Origin of the sequence: Nonomuraea sp. NPDC001636 (assembly GCF_040298265.1) — a bacterium.
Classification (GTDB): Bacteria; Actinomycetota; Actinomycetes; order Streptosporangiales; family Streptosporangiaceae; genus Nonomuraea.
The window spans coordinates 70,583-91,029 of the sequence record NZ_JBEOZT010000024.1 but is presented as its reverse complement, the minus strand read 5'-3'; the positions used below and the strand labels follow the sequence as shown (position 1 = coordinate 91,029).

At 72.9% G+C, this 20,447-nt stretch carries 25 protein-coding genes and 3 tRNA genes; 19 read left to right on the top strand and 9 right to left on the bottom strand.

Annotated elements, in window-relative coordinates; all coding sequences use genetic code 11:
• Nucleotides 1-4 precede the first annotated feature (4 nt).
• From hutH to ABT158_RS36020, 3 genes are all read right to left on the bottom strand, one after another.
• Nucleotides 5-1,555 (bottom strand): histidine ammonia-lyase, encoded by a 1,551-nt coding sequence (gene hutH, locus ABT158_RS36030; protein WP_352361293.1) that lies wholly within the window; start codon nt 1,553-1,555, stop codon nt 5-7.
• 15 nt (nt 1,556-1,570) lie between these two features.
• Complete coding sequence (locus tag ABT158_RS36025; protein WP_352361291.1) at nt 1,571-2,278, bottom strand: ArsR/SmtB family transcription factor; 708 nt, start codon at nt 2,276-2,278, stop codon at nt 1,571-1,573.
• Between the two features lie 68 nt (nt 2,279-2,346).
• The gene (locus ABT158_RS36020) at nt 2,347-2,898 is read right to left on the bottom strand and encodes a hemerythrin domain-containing protein (RefSeq protein WP_352361289.1); all 552 of its coding nucleotides are present in this window, start codon (nt 2,896-2,898) and stop codon (nt 2,347-2,349) included.
• Nucleotides 2,899-3,010: 112 nt separating this feature from the next.
• Between ABT158_RS36020 and ABT158_RS36015 the strand changes: the two genes are divergently transcribed.
• The 5 genes from ABT158_RS36015 to ABT158_RS35995 all read left to right on the top strand — a co-directional run bounded on the left by ABT158_RS36015 (nt 3,011) and on the right by ABT158_RS35995 (nt 5,241).
• Entirely contained in the window at nt 3,011-4,210 is a 1,200-nt protein-coding gene (locus tag ABT158_RS36015) for a hypothetical protein (protein ID WP_352361287.1), read from the top strand.
• Between the two features lie 181 nt (nt 4,211-4,391).
• Nucleotides 4,392-4,463 (top strand) — tRNA-Gly (locus ABT158_RS36010).
• Nucleotides 4,464-4,478: 15 nt separating this feature from the next.
• Nucleotides 4,479-4,549 (top strand) — tRNA-Cys (locus tag ABT158_RS36005).
• A 7-nt stretch (nt 4,550-4,556) separates the two neighbouring features.
• A tRNA-Val gene (locus ABT158_RS36000) sits at nt 4,557-4,631 on the top strand.
• 178 nt (nt 4,632-4,809) lie between these two features.
• Nucleotides 4,810-5,241, top strand: a complete 432-nt coding sequence (locus ABT158_RS35995; protein WP_352361285.1) for a nuclear transport factor 2 family protein — start codon at nt 4,810-4,812, stop codon at nt 5,239-5,241.
• A 204-nt stretch (nt 5,242-5,445) separates the two neighbouring features.
• Here the strand turns inward: ABT158_RS35995 and ABT158_RS35990 are convergent, their stop codons facing one another.
• From ABT158_RS35990 to ABT158_RS35980, 3 genes are all read right to left on the bottom strand, one after another.
• The gene (locus ABT158_RS35990; RefSeq protein WP_352361283.1) at nt 5,446-6,276 is read right to left on the bottom strand and encodes an alpha/beta fold hydrolase; all 831 of its coding nucleotides are present in this window, start codon (nt 6,274-6,276) and stop codon (nt 5,446-5,448) included.
• Between the two features lie 67 nt (nt 6,277-6,343).
• Entirely contained in the window at nt 6,344-6,667 is a 324-nt protein-coding gene (locus ABT158_RS35985; RefSeq protein ID WP_352361281.1) for a hypothetical protein, read from the bottom strand.
• A gap of 169 nt (nt 6,668-6,836) precedes the next feature.
• Nucleotides 6,837-7,445, bottom strand: a complete 609-nt coding sequence (locus ABT158_RS35980) for a TetR/AcrR family transcriptional regulator (protein WP_352361279.1) — start codon at nt 7,443-7,445, stop codon at nt 6,837-6,839.
• A gap of 103 nt (nt 7,446-7,548) precedes the next feature.
• Here ABT158_RS35980 and ABT158_RS35975 point away from each other — a divergent pair, with 103 nt between their 5' ends.
• Nucleotides 7,549-8,922, top strand: coding sequence for an APC family permease (locus ABT158_RS35975; protein ID WP_352361277.1), 1,374 nt, complete (start codon nt 7,549-7,551; stop codon nt 8,920-8,922).
• Entirely contained in the window at nt 8,919-9,569 is a 651-nt protein-coding gene (locus ABT158_RS35970; RefSeq protein WP_352361275.1) for an NAD(P)H-binding protein, read from the top strand. Before ABT158_RS35975 ends, ABT158_RS35970 begins: the two co-directional genes overlap by 4 nt.
• Here the strand turns inward: ABT158_RS35970 and ABT158_RS35965 are convergent.
• The gene (locus ABT158_RS35965; protein WP_352361274.1) at nt 9,556-10,800 is read right to left on the bottom strand and encodes an MFS transporter; all 1,245 of its coding nucleotides are present in this window, start codon (nt 10,798-10,800) and stop codon (nt 9,556-9,558) included. The genes ABT158_RS35970 and ABT158_RS35965 overlap by 14 nt on opposite strands.
• 84 nt (nt 10,801-10,884) lie before the next feature.
• Between ABT158_RS35965 and ABT158_RS35960 the strand changes: the two genes are divergently transcribed.
• From ABT158_RS35960 to ABT158_RS35920, 9 genes are all read left to right on the top strand, one after another.
• Nucleotides 10,885-11,421 carry a CGNR zinc finger domain-containing protein gene (locus ABT158_RS35960; RefSeq protein WP_352361272.1) on the top strand — a complete coding sequence of 179 codons (537 nt, stop codon included), beginning with the start codon at nt 10,885-10,887 and terminating at the stop codon, nt 11,419-11,421.
• Between the two features lie 79 nt (nt 11,422-11,500).
• Entirely contained in the window at nt 11,501-12,592 is a 1,092-nt protein-coding gene (locus ABT158_RS35955) for an LLM class flavin-dependent oxidoreductase (RefSeq protein ID WP_352361270.1), read from the top strand.
• Between the two features lie 25 nt (nt 12,593-12,617).
• Nucleotides 12,618-13,253, top strand: a complete 636-nt coding sequence (locus tag ABT158_RS35950) for an FMN reductase (RefSeq protein ID WP_352361268.1) — start codon at nt 12,618-12,620, stop codon at nt 13,251-13,253.
• A gap of 99 nt (nt 13,254-13,352) precedes the next feature.
• Nucleotides 13,353-14,027 carry a chitosanase gene (locus ABT158_RS35945; RefSeq protein ID WP_352361266.1) on the top strand — a complete coding sequence of 225 codons (675 nt, stop codon included), beginning with the start codon at nt 13,353-13,355 and terminating at the stop codon, nt 14,025-14,027.
• A gap of 80 nt (nt 14,028-14,107) precedes the next feature.
• Nucleotides 14,108-14,590 carry a hypothetical protein gene (locus tag ABT158_RS35940; RefSeq protein ID WP_352361264.1) on the top strand — a complete coding sequence of 161 codons (483 nt, stop codon included), beginning with the start codon at nt 14,108-14,110 and terminating at the stop codon, nt 14,588-14,590.
• Nucleotides 14,591-14,618: 28 nt separating this feature from the next.
• A complete protein-coding gene (locus ABT158_RS35935) occupies nt 14,619-15,224 on the top strand; it encodes a cyclodeaminase/cyclohydrolase family protein (protein ID WP_352361262.1) in 606 nt (201 codons plus the stop codon).
• Nucleotides 15,221-16,048: a bifunctional 5,10-methylenetetrahydrofolate dehydrogenase/5,10-methenyltetrahydrofolate cyclohydrolase gene (locus ABT158_RS35930; protein ID WP_352361260.1), complete on the top strand. Its 828-nt coding sequence runs from the start codon at nt 15,221-15,223 to the stop codon at nt 16,046-16,048. Before ABT158_RS35935 ends, ABT158_RS35930 begins: the two co-directional genes overlap by 4 nt.
• A 29-nt stretch (nt 16,049-16,077) precedes the next feature.
• Nucleotides 16,078-16,764, top strand: coding sequence for a type 1 glutamine amidotransferase (locus ABT158_RS35925; protein WP_352361258.1), 687 nt, complete (start codon nt 16,078-16,080; stop codon nt 16,762-16,764).
• Nucleotides 16,765-16,877: 113 nt separating this feature from the next.
• Entirely contained in the window at nt 16,878-17,543 is a 666-nt protein-coding gene (locus tag ABT158_RS35920; protein ID WP_352361256.1) for an endonuclease V, read from the top strand.
• Between the two features lie 55 nt (nt 17,544-17,598).
• On the opposite strand, the gene ABT158_RS35915 is transcribed toward ABT158_RS35920, so the two are convergent.
• Nucleotides 17,599-17,970, bottom strand: coding sequence for a hypothetical protein (locus ABT158_RS35915; RefSeq protein ID WP_125635486.1), 372 nt, complete (start codon nt 17,968-17,970; stop codon nt 17,599-17,601).
• Between the two features lie 123 nt (nt 17,971-18,093).
• A complete protein-coding gene (locus tag ABT158_RS35910) occupies nt 18,094-18,747 on the bottom strand; it encodes an NADPH-dependent F420 reductase (RefSeq protein WP_352361254.1) in 654 nt (217 codons plus the stop codon).
• A gap of 89 nt (nt 18,748-18,836) precedes the next feature.
• On the opposite strand from ABT158_RS35910, the gene ABT158_RS35905 reads away from it, so the two are divergent.
• The 3 genes from ABT158_RS35905 to ABT158_RS35895 all read left to right on the top strand — a co-directional run bounded on the left by ABT158_RS35905 (nt 18,837) and on the right by ABT158_RS35895 (nt 20,407).
• Complete coding sequence (locus ABT158_RS35905) at nt 18,837-19,193, top strand: winged helix-turn-helix transcriptional regulator (protein WP_352361252.1); 357 nt, start codon at nt 18,837-18,839, stop codon at nt 19,191-19,193.
• A gap of 81 nt (nt 19,194-19,274) precedes the next feature.
• Complete coding sequence (locus tag ABT158_RS35900) at nt 19,275-19,493, top strand: hypothetical protein (RefSeq protein ID WP_352361250.1); 219 nt, start codon at nt 19,275-19,277, stop codon at nt 19,491-19,493.
• Between the two features lie 305 nt (nt 19,494-19,798).
• Complete coding sequence (locus ABT158_RS35895; RefSeq protein ID WP_352361248.1) at nt 19,799-20,407, top strand: TIGR00645 family protein; 609 nt, start codon at nt 19,799-19,801, stop codon at nt 20,405-20,407.
• Nucleotides 20,408-20,447: the final 40 nt, after the last annotated feature.

Below are 20,447 nucleotides of genomic sequence, written 5' to 3'. Positions count from 1 at the left end.
CGGGTTAGTCCAGCGGCCCGGTGACCGACTCCACCGCGGCCACGACGCCGCCCTCGGCCACCAGCCGCACGGCGGACTCGATCTCCGGCGCGAGGAAGCGGTCGGGGCCCGGCGCGGGCACGTTCTCGCGCAGCGCCCTGACCACGGCCGCGGTCGCCGGCGCGGGCTCCAGGGGGGCGCGCAGGTCGAGCGCGCGGGCCGCGGTGAGCACCTCGACGGCCAGCACCCGCGTCAGCCCGTCGACCGATTTGCGCAGCTTGCGCGCCGCCGACCAGCCCATGGAGACGTGGTCCTCCTGCATGGCCGAGCTGGGGATGGAGTCGACGCTGGCGGGCACGGCCAGCCGCTTCAGCTCCGAGACGATCGCGGCCTGGGTGTACTGGGCGATCATGTGGCCGGAGTCGACGCCGGGGTCGTCGGCCAGGAACGCGGGCAGGCCGTGGTTGCGGGCCACGTCGAGGAAGCGGTCGGTGCGGCGTTCGGACATCGAGGCCAGGTCGGCGGCCACGACGGCGAGGAAGTCGAGCACGTAGCCCACGGGCGCGCCGTGGAAGTTGCCGTTGGACTCCACCCGGCCGTCGTCGAGCACGGCCGGGTTGTCCACGGCGCTGGCCAGCTCCCAGCCGGCCACCGTGGCGGCGTGCGCGATCGTGTCACGGGCGGCGCCGGCGACCTGCGGGGCGCAGCGCAGCGAGTACGCGTCCTGGACGCGGGTGCACGCCTGCGGGTCGCGGTGGCTGGCCATGACGCCGGAGCCGGCCAGGATCCTGGTCATGTTGGCGGCGGACCTGGCCAGGCCGGGGTGCGGGCGCAGGGCCTGGAGCTCCGGCATGAAGACGCGGTCGGTGCCGAGCAGCGCCTCCACGCTCATCGCCGCGCTGATGTCGGCGGTCCTGACCAGCTTGGTGAGGTCGGAGATGGCCAGGATGAGCATGCCGAGCATGCCGTCGGTGCCGTTGATCAGGGCCAGGCCCTCCTTGGCGGCCAGCTCGACCGGCTCGATGCCGGCCTGCTTGAGCGCCTCCCCGGCGGGCCGGAGCTCCCCCGCGGCGTCGCGGACGACGCCCTCGCCCATCAGCGTCAGCGCCACGTGGGCCAGCGGCGCGAGGTCGCCGGAGCAGCCGAGGCTGCCGTACTCGTGCACGACCGGCGTGATGCCGGCGGTGAGCAGCGCGGCCAGGGTCTTGGCGGTGCCCGGCCTGATGCCGGTGTGGCCGGTGGCCAGGGTGTGCAGGCGCAGCAGCATGAGCGCGCGCACCACCTCGGTCTCCACCTCCGGGCCGCTGCCCGCCGCGTGCGAGCGCACCAGCGAGCGCTGGAGCTGGGCGCGCAGCGCGGGGTCGATGTGCCGGGTGGCCAGGGCGCCGAACCCGGTGGAGACGCCGTAGGCGGGCACGGGGCTCTCGGCAAGTTCGTCCACCCGCTGGCGGGCGGCCGCCATGGCGGCCACCGCGTCGTCGGTGAGCTGCACGGCGGCGCCGTGGCGGGCCACCTTGATGACGTCGTCGAAGCTCAAAGGCTCGGGGCCGACGTTCACGACTCCGTTGTCGCGCATGATCGTCTCTCTCGCTTAGGTAACCGGCGTACCCGATGTTAGCTCCTTACTCGGGAAGATCGCCGCCAGCCCCTCCCTCCCCTCGTCGGTGAGGACCACCGCGCGCGGCACCGAGCCCCGCCGGTACCAGCCGCGTTCCAGCAGGACGTCGGTGATCGCGGCGCCCAGGGCGCCGCCGAGGTGCGACCGGCGTTCGGTCCAGTCGAGGCATTCCGGAGCGAAGCGCCGCCTGGCCCTGCGGGCGCCCTCGACGTCCACGCCCAGGCCCGTCAGCAGCCGTTCGCCGTCGGAGGTGAGGTCCTGGCGGTCGTAGAAGCCGCCGTCCCTGAGCCGGTCGAGCAGGGCGACGCCGGCGCGTCCGGCCAGATGGTCGTAGCAGGTGCGGGCCTCCTCCAGCAGGCGCGCCTGCCGGGACTGCCGCAGGGAGCGCACCGGCGGGCGGGCGCTCACCCTGGCCAGGGTCTCCAGCACCTCGGCGATCTCGTGCCCGGCCAGCCGGTAGTAGCGGTGGCGGCCCTGCCGGACGACGTCGACCAGGCTGCCGTCGAGCAGCCGGGCCAGATGGGCGCTGGCGGTCGCGGCGCTCACCCCGGCGACCCTGGCCAGCTCGCCGGCGGCCAGGGCCCGGCCGCCGAGCAGCGCCGTGAGCATGGCGGCCCTGGTGGGGTCGGCGATGAGCGCGGCGACGGGCGCGATGTCGGCGTCACGGGCGATGTGCTCCATGCCCACGACGCTAACGCACCGACATTTCGCCCGGGGACGAAGTGTCAGCCGCTGCCCGGGGCCTTCCTTCAGCCGCTCCCCAGGGCCTTCCTGATGATCTCGCGGGCCCGGTCCATCAGCGCGAGGGGCGTGCCGATCAGCACGTTCTTCGTCGCCGACTCCACGCCGGGACGCGGCCGCAGCGGCCCGACCGCCTCGGCCGCCCGCACCGCCGCCGCCATGGCCCGGCGTTCCACGACGGAGGTGCTGTGGCGCAGCTGGGCGAACTCGTAGCGCTCCTCGCTGCGGGCGTGCATGGTGACCGCCGTGCGCAGCTCGGCCAGCTTCTCCCAGAACGCCGGGTCGTCCACGCCCGCCCGGTCGATCTCGACGAGCAGCCGCTTGGCCCGGTTCTCCTCGGCCAGCCGGTCGGCCACCACGCCGGGGCCGCCGTCCACCTTCCTGCGCGCGTAGGGGTGGATGATCTCCTCCTCGGCGGTCTCGTGCACGGCCAGCAGGCGGATCAGCCGCTCGAACGCCTCCTCCACCCGTTCCGGCGGCGCCTGCTCCACCTCGTCGAACAGGTCCCTGATCTGGCCGTGCTGGGCCATCAGCACGTCGATGACATCGTGTTCAGCCACGTCCAGCGGCCTACCCGGGCGCCGGTCGGGCACGCGCCTCCTTACCGAACGCGGATCGTTCGGCGACGCAACGCGGAGGTTGCCCCACCAGGGCGCGGGTAGGCGCAGCGACATGGCCTTCGACCCACTTCAGGAGCGGGGCATCCCGCTGGACGAGCAGCTGCGCGACTGGCGGGAGCTCGACGTCTCGCCCATCGATCCCGACCACGCCGACCCGTACACCCGCTGCCGGATCATCACGATGAACGGCATCGAGACCGAGGCGGTCCTGTTCAGCCACCAGCTCGCCCGCCACTGCACCGACCTGGAGCTGAAGCGGCAGCTCGCCCGGGTGCGCTATATCGAGGCGCAGCAGCAGAAGGCGGTCAACTGGCTGCTGCCCGGCGTCGCGTCGGTGCTGGAGACCACCATCGCCTACGAGCAGGTCGCGGTGGACCTGACGGCGTGGGTGGCGCGCATGGAGCCGGACCCGTACCTGACGCAGGCGTACCAGTTCGGGGTGCTGGAGGACTTCGACCACCTCTACCGGTACGCCAACCTCTACGAGATGATCGAGCACCGCAAGGCCGAGAAGATCGTGGACGGGGTCACCGAGGTCATGCCCGGGCGGCCGACGTACCTGCACCACCGCGACCCGGTCGACAACGTGCGCGAGCCGTACGACCGGCACCGCACCGAGCCGCTGTCGAAACTGCACGCCCTGACCGTCATGGCGGCCGAGCAGCAGACCATGAACTTCTACATGAACGTCGGGCCGCTGGCCATGGAGCCGATCGCCCGGCAGCTCTACCAGGAGATCGCCATGGTGGAGGAGGAGCACGTCACCCACTACGAGTCGCTGGTCGACCCGGGCGAGAGCTGGTGGGAGATGCTGCTCAACCACGAGTACAACGAGTGCTACCTCTACCACTCGTTCATGGAGACCGAGTCCGACCCCAGGGTGAAGGCCGTCTGGGAGCTGCACCTGAACATGGAGATCGAGCACCTGCGGCTGGCCTGCGAGCTGTTCAAGCGGTTCGACGGGCGGGACCCCGACCAGGTGCTGGCTCCCGAGCTGCCGCCGCCGGTGACGTTCGAGCCGAACAAGGCGTACCTGCGGGAGCTGCTGGCCACCCAGATCGACTGCACCACGCTGGGCACCGGGTACGTCCAGGAGGCCCACGAGCGCTTCACGCGCATGCAGGAGGCGGTCATGGGCGGGGAGAAGCCGCCGTCGGAGCGGGTCATCGACGACAATCGGGCGGTGTCGGGGCGGGAGTACCGGCTTGAGACGGAGGGGCCGCATCCGGCGGGCATGCAACTGGGCCGCTGACCGGGCCGCGCCCTCCTCGCGCCCCGCCCCGGGTCCCGCCCCGGGTCCGCCCCGGTTTCGCTCCGGGGCGGTGGGCGTGGCTGGGCCGTACCCGGGACGACCTGCGCGGAAGCGCTCCGGTTTGGGGACTCGGCGAGGATTCGCTAGAGTTCTCTCGTCGCCCGGCACGAGCGGGGCGCACGCGGAAGTGGCTCAGTGGTAGAGCATCACCTTGCCAAGGTGAGGGTCGCGGGTTCGAATCCCGTCTTCCGCTCGGAGCTTCCGGCTCGGTGGCGTGGCCGAGAGGCGAGGCAGCGGCCTGCAAAGCCGTCCACACGGGTTCAAATCCCGTCGCCACCTCTACGAAGGACGATTAGCTCAGCGGGAGAGCGCTTCCCTGACACGGAAGAGGTCACTGGTTCAATCCCAGTATCGTCCACCATCTCTCATCAGCCAGGTCGGCGGGTCGCCGGCCTGGCTGATGCCTTTTCGCAGCCCTTCCCCGGCGCAGGGCCTGGCGCTTTTTCGCGGTCCTTCGGCGCGGGACCTGGCGCCTTTTCGCGGTCATTCCCTGGCGCGGGGGCCTGGCGCTTGTAGCAAGCGTTTGGTTCGATCGGGGCATGGACGTTCAGGAGATCGCCGACCGCCTGGAGATCACCGACCTGCTGGCCCGGTACTCGCGGGCCGTCGACTCCGGCGACTGGGACCTGCTCGACGAGGTGTTCAGCCCGGAGGCGGTCATCGACTACCGGTCCGCGGGCGGGATCAGGGGCGGGCTGGCGGAGGTCAAGAGCTGGCTCGCCGAGGTGCTGCCGCACTGGCCCGGACGCCTGCACCTGATCGGGGCCCCGCGGATCGTCCTCACCGGGGACGAGGCGCGGGTCAGCGCGCCGTTCACCGACACCCTCGCCCCGACCCGCGACATGGCCGCGGCCGACGCCAAGGGGTTCCTGCACGGCGGCGGCTGGTACCACCACCGCATGCGGCGCACCTCCGGCGGCTGGCGCAGCCAGGAGCTGGTGGAGGAACAGAGCTGGCGCACAGCCCGGTGACCCCACCCTGAGATACCCGGCCCGGACGGCTTCCTGCCCCGGCCGCTCCCTGACCGGCCCGCCTCCCGGCTCGGCCGCTTCCCGACGGGGCCATTCCCTGGCCCGGTTGCGTCCCAACCGGGCCGTCTCCCAACCGGGCCGCCCCCAACCGGGCCGCCCCCGAGCGGGCCGTCTCCCGAGCGGGTGGTTTCTGGCCCGGCGGCTTCAGTGTGGCCGTTTGGCGTGGGTGGTGAAGGTGAGGAGGGGGATGGCGGTCTGCTCGGGGTCCTCCAGGATGGGGGTGTGGCCGAGGCCGGGCAGGAGCTCGATCTCGGCCCCCGGGACGACGCGGTAGCCGGACGCGGACGAGGAGCGCCACCGGCGGTCGTCCGCGCCGAAGATCACCAGCAGCGGCTTGCCCAGGGGCGCCAACCGGTCAGGGAGCGGCCGTTCCTGCAGGTACTCGCGGGTGCCCTGCATCGTGGCGGCGAGCGTGTGGAGGGTCATGCAACGCACCTCGTCCAGCAGTTCGTCCGGGGGCTGGTAGCCGGGACGGCTGAAGCCCGGGCTCGCGAACAGGCGGATCTGCTCGTCGGTCGGCGGCCACTGCGAGGGGGCGAACGCGGCCGACGCCGGGGCGATGAAGGCGTCCAGGTCAGGGCCGGTGTTGATGAGGACGAGCGCCGTCACCAGGCCGGGACGCCGTTCGGCCAGGGCGGTGGCGACCGCGCCGCCGCTGGAGTGGCCCACGACCACGGCCTCCCGCACGCCGAGCCGGTCCAGCGCCTCGCCGACCCGGCGCGCCTGGTCGGGGGTGGTGTAGCCGCGGTCGTCCGGTTTGGCGGAGCGGCCGTGGCCGAGCAGGTCGATCCGGATGACGCGATGGGAGCCGGTGAGCAGGGGGACCATCTGGTCCCAGGAGCGGGCCGAGGACGCCGAGCCGTGGATGAGGAGGAGGGCGGGGGCCTCGCGGGGGCCGTCCTGGCAGACGTGGAGGTCGCCGTCGTCCAGGGAGAGGATCGTGCTTTGGGTGGTGTCGCCGTGGGAACTGGTCATGGGGCCACTGTGGCGGCCGTCCGGCGCCGGAGGATTGGACGAATGTTCCCTCGGGTTGCTGCCGGGGCTACAGGTTCGCCGACATCGAGAACCAGATGTAGCCGACGGCGGCCAGGAGCAGGCACACCGATCCGATCGCCGCACCGGCCGAGAGCGCGAAGATCCGTACGGGCCTGGGCTTCCGTGCCGTGAACGCGTACCCGAGGGCGAGGCCGGCGCCGGGGAACACCGCGGCCGCGATGCCGCACTTGGCCAGGAGCTCGGTGGGCATCCAGTCCAACTGCCAGATGCTCCAGGCCACCAGTCCGTAGCCGGTGAGGGCCGCTGCGCAGAGCACGGTCAGCCCGAGGGTGCCGTACTTGCGCGTGCTGGGATCAAGGGAGGACGTCACGGGGCGATGATCGCACGGCTTCGCAGCCACTGGTAGACGCACGGACGGCGGCCGAGCCGGTGGGAGGTAGCAGGCCACACACCTCCGACATGGAGAAGGGGCGGGGTGGGTGGGGCGTAACAGGCCCACATGGCCGCGACGCGGAGAAAGGCAGGTGGAGGGGACGGGGCTAGAGACTTGTCAGGGGGCAGTGGGTGGCGTCTGTGGCGTAGGACAGGAGGAGGTCGCGGGCCGTTTCCGTGTCGAACGGCTGCACCGCGTCCAGCAGGTGCAACCCCAGCCCGTCCTCCAGCGCCACCAAGTTCCGGGCGATCGTCATCGCGTCCCGGGTCAGCGTGAAGACGCCGGTCGCCGAGCCCGCCTCCAGGATCGCGGCGTACAGGGCCACCTGCCGTTCGTACAGCCTGATGTGCTGGGCCGCGTACGCCGGGTCGCGCCGGGCGTGCGCCCCCAGCTCGTACAGCAGCACGCACAGTTCGTCGCCCGGACCGGCGGGCAGGCCGCTGCCGATGGTGATGACCAGGCGGCGCCGCAGGTCGGGCTCGCGGGCGGCGGCGGCCTCGCGGGCGGCGCAGAACCGGTCGACCGCCTCGCGCTGCACCTCCTGCAGCAGGCCGGCCATGCTCGGGAAGTAGTACAGCACCGACCCGGCCGACATGCCGGCGACCTCGGCGACGTCGCGCAGCCGCAGGTCGAGGATGCCGCGTTCGAGCACCGCCCGGCGGGCGGCGGAGACGAGTTCGGCCCGTTTCTCCCGGGCCCGGCTGGGTCGCGCCATGGCCGCGATTCTTCATAGACGCTTCAAAAAACGCAAGCCATCCTTGACGAACGCCGCCGATAGTTCTTTGATACTCGCTCAAGGAACCCCCCAAGGAGGCGTCGTGGCATCAACGGCCGCCCATCCACACCTGCACCGGGGACTCAAGCTCCTCGGCACCCTCCTCCTCACCCTGTCCGCCATCACCCCCGCGTCCTCGGTCTTCATCATCGCCCCCGGCGTGATCTCCCAGGCCGGCAGCGGCGCGATCCTCAGCTACCTGGCCGGCGCCGTCGTGGGCGTGTTCATGGCCTTCGTCTACGCCGAGCTGGGCTCGGCGTTCCCGCTCACCGGCGGCGAGTACGCCATCACCGCCCGGACGCTCGGCCGGCTGCCCGGCTTCGTGGTGCTCGGGCTGATCCTCATCACGCAGCTGCTCATCATCGCCGTCATCGCGCTGGGCGTGGGCGCGTACCTGTCGGTCGTCCTCCCGGGGCTGGACGGGCCGCTGGTGGCGGCCGTGACGTGCCTGCTCACCACCGTCGTGGCGGTCTTCGACATCAAGCTGAACGCCTGGGTGACCGGGGTGTTCCTGGCCATCGAGATGATCGCGCTGGTGGTCGTGGCGGCGCTCGGCCTGTTCGATCCGCAGCGCTCGCCGGTCGAGCTGATCACCCGTCCGGTGGTGGCCGGGGACGGCGGCGCGCTGGTGCCCGCCTCGCTGGGCCTCATCGGCGCGGCGACCGCGGTGGCGATCTTCTCCTACAACGGGTACGGCTCGGCGGTCTACTTCGGCGAGGAGGTGCACGACGCGCCGAAGAGCATCGCCAAGACGGTGCTGTGGGCGCTGGGCGTCACCGTGGCGGCCGAGCTGGTGCCGGTGATGGCGGTGCTGGTGGGCGCGCCGTCGCTGGAGGGCCTGTTCGGCGCGGAGAACATGATGCAGTACTTCGTCACCGCCCGCGCCGGGTCCGCGGCCAACACGGTGATCTCCCTGGCCGTGGCGCTGGCCATCCTCAACGCCGTGCTGGCCATCATCCTCATCACCTCGCGCATGTTGTTCAGCACCGGACGGGACCGCGCCTGGCCCGCGCCGGTCAGCCGCCTGCTGTCGTCGATCCACGCCCGGTACGGCTCGCCGTGGGTGGCCACGGTGCTGACCGGCGTGGTCAGCGCCGCGTGCTGCTTCATCGACGAGCGCTTCCTGCTGGTGGTGACCGGCACCTCGATCGTGGCCGTGTACGCGGCGCTGTGCCTGGGCGCGATCGCCGGGCGGCGCAACGGCACGACCGGCCACGCGGCGTACCGGATGCCGTGGTTCCCGCTCGCGCCGGTGCTGGCGCTGGCCGCGCTGGCGTACGTGATCTACCTCAACGCGCTGGACCCGGCGATCGGCCGGCCCAGCCTGTACGTCACCGCCGGGATCGCGGTGGTGTCGGCGGCGTACTATCTGGGGGTGCTGCGGCGGCGCGGCGGGTGGGATCTGGCTGAACCATGAGAGTGATCATCTTCGGGGCGACCGGCATGGTCGGGCGCGGCGTGCTCAGGGAGTGCCTGCTCGACGAGCGCGTGACGGCCGTGCTCACGGTCGGCCGGTCGCCCACGGGGACGGTCCACCCCAAGCTGCGCGAGCTGGTCCACGCCGACCTGTCGGACCTGTCGGCCGTCGAGGGCGAGCTGTCCGGCTACGACGCGTGCTTCTTCTGCCTCGGCGTGTCCGCGGCGGGCATGAGCGAGCAGGCATACCGGCGGGTCACCTACGACTACACGCTGGCGGCCGGCACCACGCTGGCCCGGCTGAGCCCGTCCTCGACCTTCGTCTACGTCTCGGGGGCCGGCACCGACGAGCACGGCCGCGCGATGTGGGCCAGGGTGAAGGGCGCGACGGAGAACGCGCTGCTCGCGCTGCCGTTCCACGCCTACGTGTTCCGCCCCGGCTACATCCAGCCGATGCACGGCGTGACCTCGCGCACCCGCTGGTACCGGCTGGCCTACGTCGTGGCCGGGCCGCTCTACCCGCTGCTGCGGCGGCTGTTCCCGGCGTCGGTGACGACGACCGAGCGCATCGGCCAGGCGATGATCACCGTGGCCGAGCGCGGCGCGCCCGAGCGGATCCTCGGCCCGGCGGCGATCAACGCCCTGTGACGGCGGCCCGCGGCACCGGTCGCACGGCCCCCGGCATCAGCGGCACGGCCAGCAGCGAGGCGAGCGCGGCCAGCCCCCACACCGCCTCCCACGGGGCGAGGCCGAGCACCACCGGGACGAGCAGCGGGGTCAGGAAGCCCGAGGCGAAGCAGGCGGTGCCCTCCAGTCCGAGCGCGGTGCCCGCCCTGGCCGCGCCCGCCATGGCGGCGATCTCGGTGTAGGCGATGCCGTGCCAGGAGTTGGCCAGCAGGCCGCCGATCGCCAGGGCGGCGACGGTGAGCGGGGTGGGCGCCGAGGTGAGCACCGCGGCGGCGGCCATGACGACGCCGGACAGCGTCCCGATGGCGCGGATCCAGGTGCGCCGCCCGCCGCGGCGGTCGGTGCGCCGGCCGGTCCAGATGCGCGCCGCGCCGCCGCCGAGCTGGGCGACGAGCACGGTGACGGCGGCCAGGCCGGCGCCGGCCCCCTTGATGTCGTGCAGGAAGATCGCGGTGAAGGACAGCACGGCGAACTGCGGCACGGTGAGCAGCCCGCTGGCCAGCGCCACCCGCCACACGTCCCAGCGGCGCAGCGGGGAGGGGCCCGGCTGCGGGGCGGCGGCCGCGGCGGCGGGCGCCGGCTCGTGCAGCCAGCGCCAGGTGGCCGCCGCCGCCAGCAGGCAGAACACCGCCGGTACGGCGTAGACGGCGCGGAAGCCGTACCGCTCGGCGAGCCAGGGCAGCAGGGCGACTCCGACCGCGCCGCCGACGGGGATGGCCGTCTGGCGGACGCTCATGGCCAGCCCCCGCTCGCCGCCGGCGAACCAGGTCATGACGGCCCGCCCGGAGGCGCCGTTCACGCTGCCGCCCAGCGCCCCGGCGGCCAGCAGGCACACCGCCAGCAGGGCCACCCCGGCGTGCTCGGCCGGCGTGACGGCGGCGGCCATCACCGCCAGCAGCGCGCCCGTGGCGGTCAGCCCGGCGAGCAGCACGCGGCGGTCGCCCCACCGGTCGGTGAGCATGCCCCACGCGATGTCTGAGGCGGCCACGCCCAGCCCCAGGCAGGACAGGACCAGGCCGAGCGAGCCCAGCGACAGATGGTAGCCCGAGCGCATGGAGACCGCGGTCAGCGGGATGCCGGAGAACATGGCCGAGAAGCTGGCCTGGGCGCCGACGCCCACGGACAGCACGACCCATCGGTGCCGCGCGCCGAACCGGCGCGTCCCGCCGCGGACGGTGACGAGTGTCGCCACGATGCCTCCAAAGTAACCGGATTCAATGGTTAGCAACCTTGGCAGCGCCGGAAGTAACTTGTCAACGCGGTTACGATGGGAGCCGTGGACTTCACCTTCGTCAGCGGCAACCTCGGCCTCGACCTCGCCGGCACCATCGGCCACCGCCGGGGCGCGCGCATCGACCTGCTGGCCTCCCCCGCCGACCTGGCCCGCTGGACGGTCGCCGCCGGGCTCCTCGACGAGCCGCCCGAGACCGGCGACGACGACCTGGCGCGGGCGACGGCGCTGCGCGAGGCGATCTACCGGCTGGCCACGGCCGCCCGCGAGGGCAGCCCGTACGGCCGGGCCGACCGCGACCTGCTCAACGAGACCGCCCGGCGCCCGCCCGCCGACGTCGCGCTCGAAGAGCGCGGCCTGCGGCGCGGCGGCGGCCTGCCCGGCGCGCTGTCCACGACGGCGCGCGCGGCGATCGAGCTGCTCGGCGGCCCGCAGGCGGAGCTGGTCCGCGAGTGCGAGGCCGACCCCTGCACCCGCCTGTACGTCGACGCCTCCCACCGCCGCACCCGCCGCTGGTGCGACATGCGCGGCTGCGGCAACCGCGCCAAGGCGGCGGCCTTCCGCGCCCGCGCGGGCGCCTGACCGGGATGATGGAATAACGGCGGAGGCCGGGACGCTACGGTACCTGTCAAAGATTCAACAGTCATGGATGGTGACTAAAGTGCAGTTCGGAATCTTCAGCGTGGGCGACGTGACCACCGACCCCACCACCGGCAGGACCCCGACCGAGCACGAGCGGATCAAGGCGATGGTGGCGATCGCGCTCAAGGCCGAGGAGGTCGGCCTCGACGTGTTCGCGACGGGCGAGCACCACAACCCGCCGTTCGTGCCGTCCTCGCCGACCACCATGCTCGGCTACATCGCGGCCAGGACCGAGCGGCTGATCCTGTCCACCGCCACGACGTTGATCACGACCAACGACCCGGTCAAGATCGCCGAGGACTTCGCCATGCTCCAGCACCTGGCCGACGGCCGGGTGGACCTCATGCTGGGCCGTGGCAACACCGGGCCGGTCTACCCGTGGTTCGGGCAGGACATCCGCCAGGGCATCCCGCTGGCCGTGGAGAACTACGCGCTGCTGCACCAGCTCTGGCGCGAGGACGTCGTCGACTGGGAGGGCCGCTTCCGCACCCCGCTGCAGGGGTTCACCAGCACGCCGCGCCCGCTCGACGGGGTGCCGCCGTTCGTGTGGCACGGCTCGATCCGCAGCCCGGAGATCGCCGAGCAGGCCGCCTACTACGGTGACGGCTTCTTCGCCAACAACATCTTCTGGCCCAAGGAGCACTTCATCCGCCTGATCAACCTCTACCGCCGGCGCTACGCCCACTACGGGCACGGCACGCCCGAGCAGGCGATCGTCGGCCTGGGCGGCCAGGTGTTCATGCGCAAGAACTCCCAGGACGCGGTCCGCGAGTTCCGCCCCTACTTCGACAACGCCCCCGTGTACGGCCACGGGCCGTCGCTGGAGGAGTTCACCGCCGAGACCCCGCTCACCGTGGGCAGCCCGCAGCAGGTCATCGACCGGACGCTGGAGTTCCGCGAGTTCTTCGGCGACTACCAGCGCCAGCTGTTCCTCATGGACCACGCCGGCCTGCCGCTGAAGACCGTGCTGGAGCAGCTCGACATCCTGGGCGAGGAGGTCGTGCCGGTGCTGCGCAAGGAGATGGCCAAGGACCGCCCGGCCGGCGTCCCGGACGCGCCGACGCACGCCTCGCTGGTCCAGGCCCGTACGTCCCAGGCCGTCGAGGTCTGACCCCTCCAGGGAAGGAGATCCCCCCATGAAGCTCGTCGTCGTCACGGCCGGCCTGACCCAGCCGTCCTCCACCCGCCTGCTCGCCGACCGGCTGGCCGAGGCCACCCGGCGGCGGCTGGACGGCGCGGCCGAGGTGCGCGTGGTCGAGCTGCGCGACCTGGCCGTGGACATCGCCAACAACCTGGTGACCGGCTTTCCCGGCGCCCGGCTGCGCGAGGTGGTCGAGGCCGTGACGCAGGCCGACGGGCTCATCGCGGTCACGCCGACCTTCAGCGGCTCCTACAGCGGGCTGTTCAAGTCGTTCTTCGACGTCCTGGACAACACGGCCCTGGCGGGCACGCCCGTGCTGATCGCCGCCACGGGCGGCACCGCCCGGCACTCGCTCGTGCTGGAGCACGCGCTGCGCCCGCTGTTCGCCTACCTGCGGGCCGTGGTCGTGCCGACCGCCGTCTACGCCGCCTCGGAGGACTGGGGCGGCGGCGGCGACTCCTTCACCGACGGGCTCGGCGAGCGCATCGACCGGGCCGCCGGCGAGCTGGCCGGCCTGCTGGCGGGCCGCGCTCCCCGGCCGGTCACGGCTGAGGAAGAGGGCGGGGCCGGGGCTGACGACGAGGTCGTCCCGTTCGCGGAGCAACTCGCGGCTTTGCGCCCACTGCGCTAGTTTGCAGCGGTGCTGACCGCTACATGCCTCTCGCTGTCCCTTGCCTTGACCTGCGTTTCCCCCGCAGACCTCAACAATCCACACAAGAAGGACATCGCCATGCAGCTGGTGTCCAGCGCGGAGAACTCCTCGCTGGACTGGAAGGCCCAGTACGGCTACATCGAGGACATCAAGGACGAACGCGGTTACACCGCGGGCATCATCGGCTTCTGCTCCGGCACCGGCGACATGCTGGAGCTGGTCGAGCTCTACACCCGGCGCAAGCCCTCGAACGTGCTGGCCAAGTACCTGCCCGCGCTGCGCAAGGTCAACGGCACCGACTCCCACAAGGGCCTCGGCAAGCCGTTCGTCAAGGACTGGAAGAAGGCCGCGGCCGACCCCGTCTTCCGGCGGGCCCAGGACCACGAGCGCGACCGCGTCTACTTCGACCCGGCCGTCCGCCGGGCCAAGAAGGACGGCCTGCGGGCGCTCGGCCAGTTCGCCTACTACGACGCCATGGTCATGCACGGCCCCGGCTCCGACAAGCTCAGCTTCGGCGGCATCAGGAAGGCCGCGCTGGCCAAGGCCGCCTCCCCCGCCCGCGGCGGCGACGAGGTGGCCTACCTCAACGCGTTCCTCGACGCCAGGAAGGCGGCGATGAAGGCCGAGGACGCCCACGACGACACCACCCGGGTCGACACCATGCAGCGCGTCTTCCTCAGGAAGGGCAACCTCGACCTCAGGCCGCCGCTGACCTGGAAGGTGTACGGCGACAAGTACACGATCAAGCACTGATCAGGCGATCAGGGTAGGTTGGCGTACAAGCCGAACAAACGGGGTTAATCATGTCCAACGGTGCCCGTCATGGTCTGGGAGTGGTCGCTGGGCTGCTCCTTCCTCCGCTGATCGCCGCCTGCCTCATGTACGGCATCGGCGAGCTCGGCCTGACCATGGCCACGCGGTTCACGGTCTCCTGGATCGGGCTGGCCGTGATCGCGGCGGCCGGGGCCGGACTGGCATTCCTGGCCGGCTCGCGCCTGTCGCCGATCGCCTCGCTGCTCGGCGGCCTGGCCTACACCGCGCTCGGCCTGGTGCCCGCGGTGGAGCTGGGCGCCGGGGTCCGCGTCCTCCCCGACGGGCTGGTCACCGGCAGCCTGGGGGCGGGCCTGCAGACCACGATCTACAGCGGGGTCATGCTGTTCCTCGGCGTGGCGCTGCTGGTCGTGTCGGCCTTCCCCTCGCGGTGGCGGTCCCCGGCGCGGCCGTCGGCCTACGCCTCCGACTACGGCTCGGCGGGCTCGCCGTACCTGCCGCAGGGCACGCCGCACGACGTCACCAGGCCGATGCACCGCGAGTGAGCCCGGCCGGGCCTGGCAGAATGCGGCCATGCGCGACTCGAAGATCGTCGACTTCCTGGCCGAGCTGGCCGACAAGGTGCCCGCCCCCGGCGGCGGGGCCACCGCCGCCCTGCACGCGGCCCAGTCCGCGGCGCTGCTCGGCATGGTGGCCCGCTACACCACCGGCGAGCGGTACGCCGGACACGCCGAGACCGTCGCCGCGGTGATCGAGGAGACCGACGCCCTCCGCGCGCGGACGCTGCGCCTCGCCGAGGAGGACGCGGCGGCCTTCACCGCAGTCTCCGACGCCTACCGGCTGCCCAAGGGCGAGGAGCGCAGCGTCTCCATCGCCCGCGCCCTGGCCGGCGCGGCCGAGCCCCCGGCCCTGGTGGTGGCGGCCGCCACGCGCCTGGTCGAGCTGTGCGAGCTGCTGCTGCCGATCGGCAACCGCAACGTCGTCACCGACGTCGCCGCCGCCGCCGAGGCCGCCCGCGCCGCGCTCACCACCGCCCGGGTGAACGTCGAGGTCAACCTGCGGGGCATCAAGGACGAGCAGGTCCGCGAGGAGCTGACGGCCCGCCTGGCGGGCGTGGACGAGGCCGTCGCCACGGCCGACCGGATCACCGCCGGGGTACGCGAGGAGATCGCCCGATGAGGACGCTGACCGGCCGCGACCTGGCCACCGCGATCAAGGCCCAGACGCAGGCCGAGGCCGCCGCCGGGCCGCAGCCCAGGCTGGCCGTCGTGGTGGCCACGGCCGACGAGGCCAGCCTGTGGTACGTCCGCTCGATCGCCAAGGCCGCCGCGGGCGTCGGCGTCGCCTGCGACATCGTCGACCTCGGCGCCAAAGCCGACCCCGGCAGGATCCACGAGACGCTGGCCGGGCTGAGCGCCGACGACGCCGTCCACGGGGTCATGCTCCAGACGCCGCTGCCCGCCGGGGCCTCGGCGCAGGAGCTGGCCGCCGCCATCGACCCGCGCAAGGACGTCGACGGCGCGAACCCGCTCTCGCTCGGCCGCCTGGCCGCCGGGCTGCCCGCGTTCCCGCCCGCCACGGCGGCGGCCGTCATGGCCCTGCTCGACCACTACGAGGTGCCGCTCGAAGGGCGGCGGGCGGTGGTCGTCGGCCGCTCGACCGTGGTCGGCAAGCCGCTGGCCCACCTGCTGCTCGACCGGCACGCCACGGTCACCGTCTGCCATTCGCGCACCCGCGACCTGGCCGCCGTCACCGCCGGGGCCGAGGTGCTCGTGGCCGCGGTCGGCCGCGCCGGGCTGATCGGCGCCGCGCACGTCGCGCCGGGCGCGGTGGTGATCGACGTGGGCACCAACCCGACCGACGACGGCGGGCTCACCGGCGACGTCGACTTCGCGGCGGTCGCGGAGGTGGCCGGCGCGCTGACCCCGGTGCCCGGCGGCGTCGGCCCGGTGACGACCGCGCTGCTGCTGCGCCACACCGCCCGCGCGGCGAACCTGCCCTGAGCCCCGACATCCGAGAGTGGAGACCATCGATGGGTGACGTCCTGATCGTGCAGAACAGCAGGAGCGGCGGCCCGAGCCGGCTCGGCGACTGGCTGGAGGAGGCCGGGTTGCGGCTCGACGTCGTGCTCGCGCACGAGGGCGCTCCGCTGCCCGACCGGCTGGACCGGCACGACGCCATGATCATGCTCGGCGGCGGTTACCTGCCCTCCGAGGACGACCGGGCCCCGTGGCTGGCCGGCGCCCGCCGGCTGGTGGGCCAGGCGCTGGCGGACGGCGTGCCGCTGTTCGGCATCTGCCTGGGCGGCCAGATGCTGGCCGAGGTGGCCGGCGGCGAGGTGACCGGCGACACCGGCGCGCCGGAGAACGGCAGCCTGCCGGTGACGATCCGGCCCGAGGCGGAAGGCGACCCGCTGTTCCAGGGCCTGCCGCCGGTGGTGCCCGCGATCGAGCACCACAAGGACGCCGTCACCCGGCTGCCCGCCGGCGCGGTGTGGCTGGCCGAGACGCGCGCCTGCCCCTACCAGGCGTTCCGGGTGGGCGAGCGGGCGTGGGGGGTGCAGTTCCATCCCGAGGTGCTGCCCGCGCGCGTGCGCGAGTGGACGCCCGACGGTTTCGACCCCGAGGAGGTCTACGCGGGCGCGGTGGCCGACGAGCCGGTCTCCACGCCGATCTGGCGCGAGGTGGCCACGCGCTTCGCCAAGATCGTCCACGCTTGACCGCCCGCCTCCGCGGCCGGAGGCGCTCTGCGGCCCGGCGCACCCGGCGGCCGGGCGGTGGCCGGGCCGGGCGGTGGGCGGCGGGTGGGACGAATGGCCCTAACGTGGGGGGAATGCGGGTAGACAGACTTCACCCTTGGCCGGCCGACGCAGCCGAGGCCGAGGCCGTCCAGGACCGGTTGCGCGGCCGCGTCGAGCTCGCCGGCCCCACGGACTTCCCCCTGGTGGCCGGCCTCGACGTGCACTACCACGGCGACGACGAGGTGACGGCGGCGGTGGTCGTCCTGGACGCGGCGACGCTGGAACCGGTCGAGCGGGCGGTGGCCCACGGCCGGGCCGCCTTCCCTTACGTGCCCGGCCTGTTCGCCTTCCGCGAGCTGCCCACCCTGGTGGAGGCGCTCGAACGCCTCGCCGTCACCCCCGACCTGCTGGTCTGCGACGGCCACGGCCTGGCTCACCCGCGCGGTTTCGGCCTGGCCTGTCATCTGGGCGTGCTGACCGGCCTGCCCGCGCTCGGCGTGGCCAAGACGCCGTTCGTGGGCGAGCACGAGCCGCCCGGCCGGGAGCGCGGGGACTGGACGCCGATCGTGCACGAGGGCGTCACGGTGGGCAGGGCGCTGCGCACGCGGCGGGACACCAAACCGGTCTACGTCTCCCAGGGCCACCGGATCGGCCTGGACACCGCGACGTCCCAGACGCTGCTGCTCACGCCGCGCTACCGCCTCCCCGAGCCGGTGCGCCAGGCCGACCACCTGGCCCGTCACCCCGCCGGGACCTGACCGCGCCCGCCGCAAGGCCGGCGGGACGGGGGCGGGACAGGGAGCGGGCGCGGGGTCAGCGGCGCCAGGCCCAGACGACGAGCCACACGCTGAGCCCGAAGATCGTCATGCCCAGCGGCACGTGCGCGGCCACCGCCCCCGAGCCGCCGAGCATCGACTGCAGGAACCCGAGCAGCAGCACCCCCAGGCTGACCAGGGCGGGCCAGCCCGCGCCGCGCCCCGGCCGCCACAGCAGCACGGCCGCGACGAGCTGGAGCAGCCCGAGCAGGTGGACGGCGCCCGCCCCGGCCCCGTGCAGGCCCGCGCCGGCCCCGCTCATGAGCTGCCCCGCCGTGACGGCCTGCAGGAGCACCGACAACATGCTGAGCGTGGCGAGGGCCTTGAACGCGGTCAGGTACCCGCTCCCCTTGACGACCTGGGTGACCACTGGACTCTCCTTCGACCTCGGGTGGACGCCCCCCAGGATCGCGCCGCCGCCGGAGCCGGGCATCCGCCGCCCGTCGTCATCCTCGCTACGCCCAGCGTCGTACGCTCACGCCGGGTCGTACGCTCACGCCGGGTCGTGCGCCCCCGAGGAGGCCAGCGGCGGCAGGATCGCCTGGGCGTCCGCGCCGCCGAACCAGAGCCCGATCACGAACGCGGCCGTCGCCTCCAGCTGGACGGCCCGGTCGAGGCCGCCGCCGTCCAGCGGGGTGCAGCCCAGGTCGCGGACCAGGCCCCGGACCAGGTCGAGCGCCCGGACGTCGTCGCCGCACAGGGGCACCGCCAGCGGGCGGCCGCCGAACACGGGCGGCGTCATCCGCCACACGTCCACGTGGCACAGGTTGAACGCCTTCACCACGTGCCCGCCCGTGAGGTCGGCGATCCGGCGGGCGAGCGGACGCGTGACGTCGTACCTGTCGGGGGCGGCGGCGTTCGTCACGTCGATGATCGGCTTGCCGCGCAGGGCCGGACCGGCGGCGGCCAGCACGTCACCCAGCCCCGCCTCCCGGACGCCCACCATCACGACCTCGCCGGACGCGGCCGCCTCCGCCCAGCTCCCCCACCGCGCCCCCGGGCGCCCGGCCTGGGCGTTCATGCTCTCCGCGCGGGCACGGGCGCGCTCGGGGTCGCGTCCGCTGACCGTCACCTCGTGCCCGGCCCTGATCCACTGCGTGCCGAGCGCGTCGGCCATGCCGCCGGCGCCCAGGATCCCGATCTTCATGTCGTCCTCCGTGCTGCGAAAGGGCTTTACTAGGACAAGGACTCTAGAAATCCCGTCACGCACCGATCGGTGCCTATCGGAGGCGTTACGTGTTCATCGCCGACTGCCAGGCCAGACTGGCCTTCGACCTGATCGCCAACACCTGGAACGCGGTCGTCGTCTGGTCGCTGCGCCACGGCCCGTGCCGTCCCGGTGAGCTTCGTGCGCGGATCGGCGGGATCAGCCCCAAGGTGCTCACGGAGACGCTGCGCCGCCTGGAGTTCAACGGGCTGGTCGCCCGCCGCGCCTACGCCGAGGCCCCGCCCCGCGTCGAGTACGCGCTGACCGACCTGGGCCGCTCCCTGCTCGGCCCGATCGAGGCGTTCGGCGCGTGGGCCCACGACCACGCCGAGGACGTCATGGACGCCCAGGACCGCTGGACGGGCTCGAACTCCCCCGCTTCATGAGGATTCTTTAACGCAGCGTTACTGAGTAATTACTCTGGGTAGTGAGTCGGTGGTTGTTCCCACCATCCCCAGGAGGTACTCATGCCTGACGTCCAACGCCGCCGCGCCGCCGTCATCGGTGGCACGCTCACCGCGGCCCTGGCCGCCGCGCTCTTCGCGGCGCCCGCGTACGCCGTCGTCGATCCCGCCACCGCGGTCCCGTGCGCGGCCGAGGCCGCCGCGGGCCTGGCCGCCCTGGTGGACCCGGCGGCCCCCCAGGCGCCGACCGAGATCCCCGCGGCGGGCTGCCTGCATCCCTGACCGGCCGGCCACCACGCGGGCGGTGCGGCGAGCCACGCCGCACCCCCCGCCACCGGCCCTCCCCCTCCCCCCCTCCGACAGCTCCGACAGCGCAATCCCCGTGTCCGACCAGCAGCAGTCGAGGAGTCCCCATTGAAGTTCCGAATCCTGACCAGCGCAGCGGTCCTCGCTCTGGCGGCGGCGGCCGCCGTTCCCCCAATCGCCCTCGGGTCAGGGGGCCGAAACGAACCGGGGAGCATCAATGTCCAGGCCATCGTCGACCGGGTCAACATCTTCACGTCGTAGTGAGGCCACCACAGTTGACCGTGGCCGAGTCCGAGTCCGCTCCCCGGCCGCGGAGCACGCTGGAGCACATCGGCTACGTCATGTTCCTCAGCCGGTGGATACAGGCGCCGCTCTACCTCGGGCTGATCGTCGCCCAGGTCGTCTACGTGTGGCGGTTCATGGTCGAACTCGCCCACCTGGTCGAACTCGGGTTCGGCGGCAACCCCCCGGAGACCACGATCATGCTGATCGTCCTCGGGCTCGTCGACGTCGTGATGGTCTCGAACCTGCTGATCATGGTCATCATCGGCGGCTACGAGACCTTCGTCTCACGGCTGCGCATCGACGGCCATCCCGATCAGCCGGAGTGGTTGTCCCATGTCAATGCAAACGTCCTCAAAGTCAAGCTGGCCATGGCGATCATCGGGATCTCGGGGGTGCACCTCCTGCAGATCTTCATCAACGCCGCCCGGCCGGCCATCACCGACAGGGAACTCGTATGGAAAACACTGATCCATCTCACCTTCGTGGTCTCGGCGCTGGCGCTGGCCGTGATGGATCGGATCATGGCGGGCGGGCGGCATCTCCAGCAGGCGCACCGGGACCAGCAGCCCGGCGGCGTCGCGCAGGAGCGGGTCGCCGCGGCCTAGCGATCGCACTGGCGGTCGGCGCGGGGCTGTGGGCCGGCGC

Excerpts from the sequence above, each read along its gene's own strand:
- hutH (WP_352361293.1), bottom strand. The coding sequence starts at position 1,555 with ATGCGCGACAACGGAGTCGTGAACGTCGGCCCCGAGCCTTTGAGCTTC.
- ABT158_RS36025 (WP_352361291.1), bottom strand. The coding sequence starts at position 2,278 with ATGGAGCACATCGCCCGTGACGCCGACATCGCGCCCGTCGCCGCGCTC.
- ABT158_RS36015 (WP_352361287.1), top strand. The coding sequence starts at position 3,011 with ATGGCCTTCGACCCACTTCAGGAGCGGGGCATCCCGCTGGACGAGCAG.
- ABT158_RS35995 (WP_352361285.1), top strand. The coding sequence starts at position 4,810 with ATGGACGTTCAGGAGATCGCCGACCGCCTGGAGATCACCGACCTGCTG.
- ABT158_RS35990 (WP_352361283.1), bottom strand. The coding sequence starts at position 6,276 with ATGACCAGTTCCCACGGCGACACCACCCAAAGCACGATCCTCTCCCTG.
- ABT158_RS35980 (WP_352361279.1), bottom strand. The coding sequence starts at position 7,445 with ATGGCGCGACCCAGCCGGGCCCGGGAGAAACGGGCCGAACTCGTCTCC.
- ABT158_RS35970 (WP_352361275.1), top strand. The coding sequence starts at position 8,919 with ATGAGAGTGATCATCTTCGGGGCGACCGGCATGGTCGGGCGCGGCGTG.
- ABT158_RS35950 (WP_352361268.1), top strand. The coding sequence starts at position 12,618 with ATGAAGCTCGTCGTCGTCACGGCCGGCCTGACCCAGCCGTCCTCCACC.
- ABT158_RS35945 (WP_352361266.1), top strand. The coding sequence starts at position 13,353 with ATGCAGCTGGTGTCCAGCGCGGAGAACTCCTCGCTGGACTGGAAGGCC.
- ABT158_RS35935 (WP_352361262.1), top strand. The coding sequence starts at position 14,619 with ATGCGCGACTCGAAGATCGTCGACTTCCTGGCCGAGCTGGCCGACAAG.
- ABT158_RS35930 (WP_352361260.1), top strand. The coding sequence starts at position 15,221 with ATGAGGACGCTGACCGGCCGCGACCTGGCCACCGCGATCAAGGCCCAG.
- ABT158_RS35925 (WP_352361258.1), top strand. The coding sequence starts at position 16,078 with ATGGGTGACGTCCTGATCGTGCAGAACAGCAGGAGCGGCGGCCCGAGC.
- ABT158_RS35920 (WP_352361256.1), top strand. The coding sequence starts at position 16,878 with ATGCGGGTAGACAGACTTCACCCTTGGCCGGCCGACGCAGCCGAGGCC.
- ABT158_RS35910 (WP_352361254.1), bottom strand. The coding sequence starts at position 18,747 with ATGAAGATCGGGATCCTGGGCGCCGGCGGCATGGCCGACGCGCTCGGC.
- ABT158_RS35900 (WP_352361250.1), top strand. The coding sequence starts at position 19,275 with ATGCCTGACGTCCAACGCCGCCGCGCCGCCGTCATCGGTGGCACGCTC.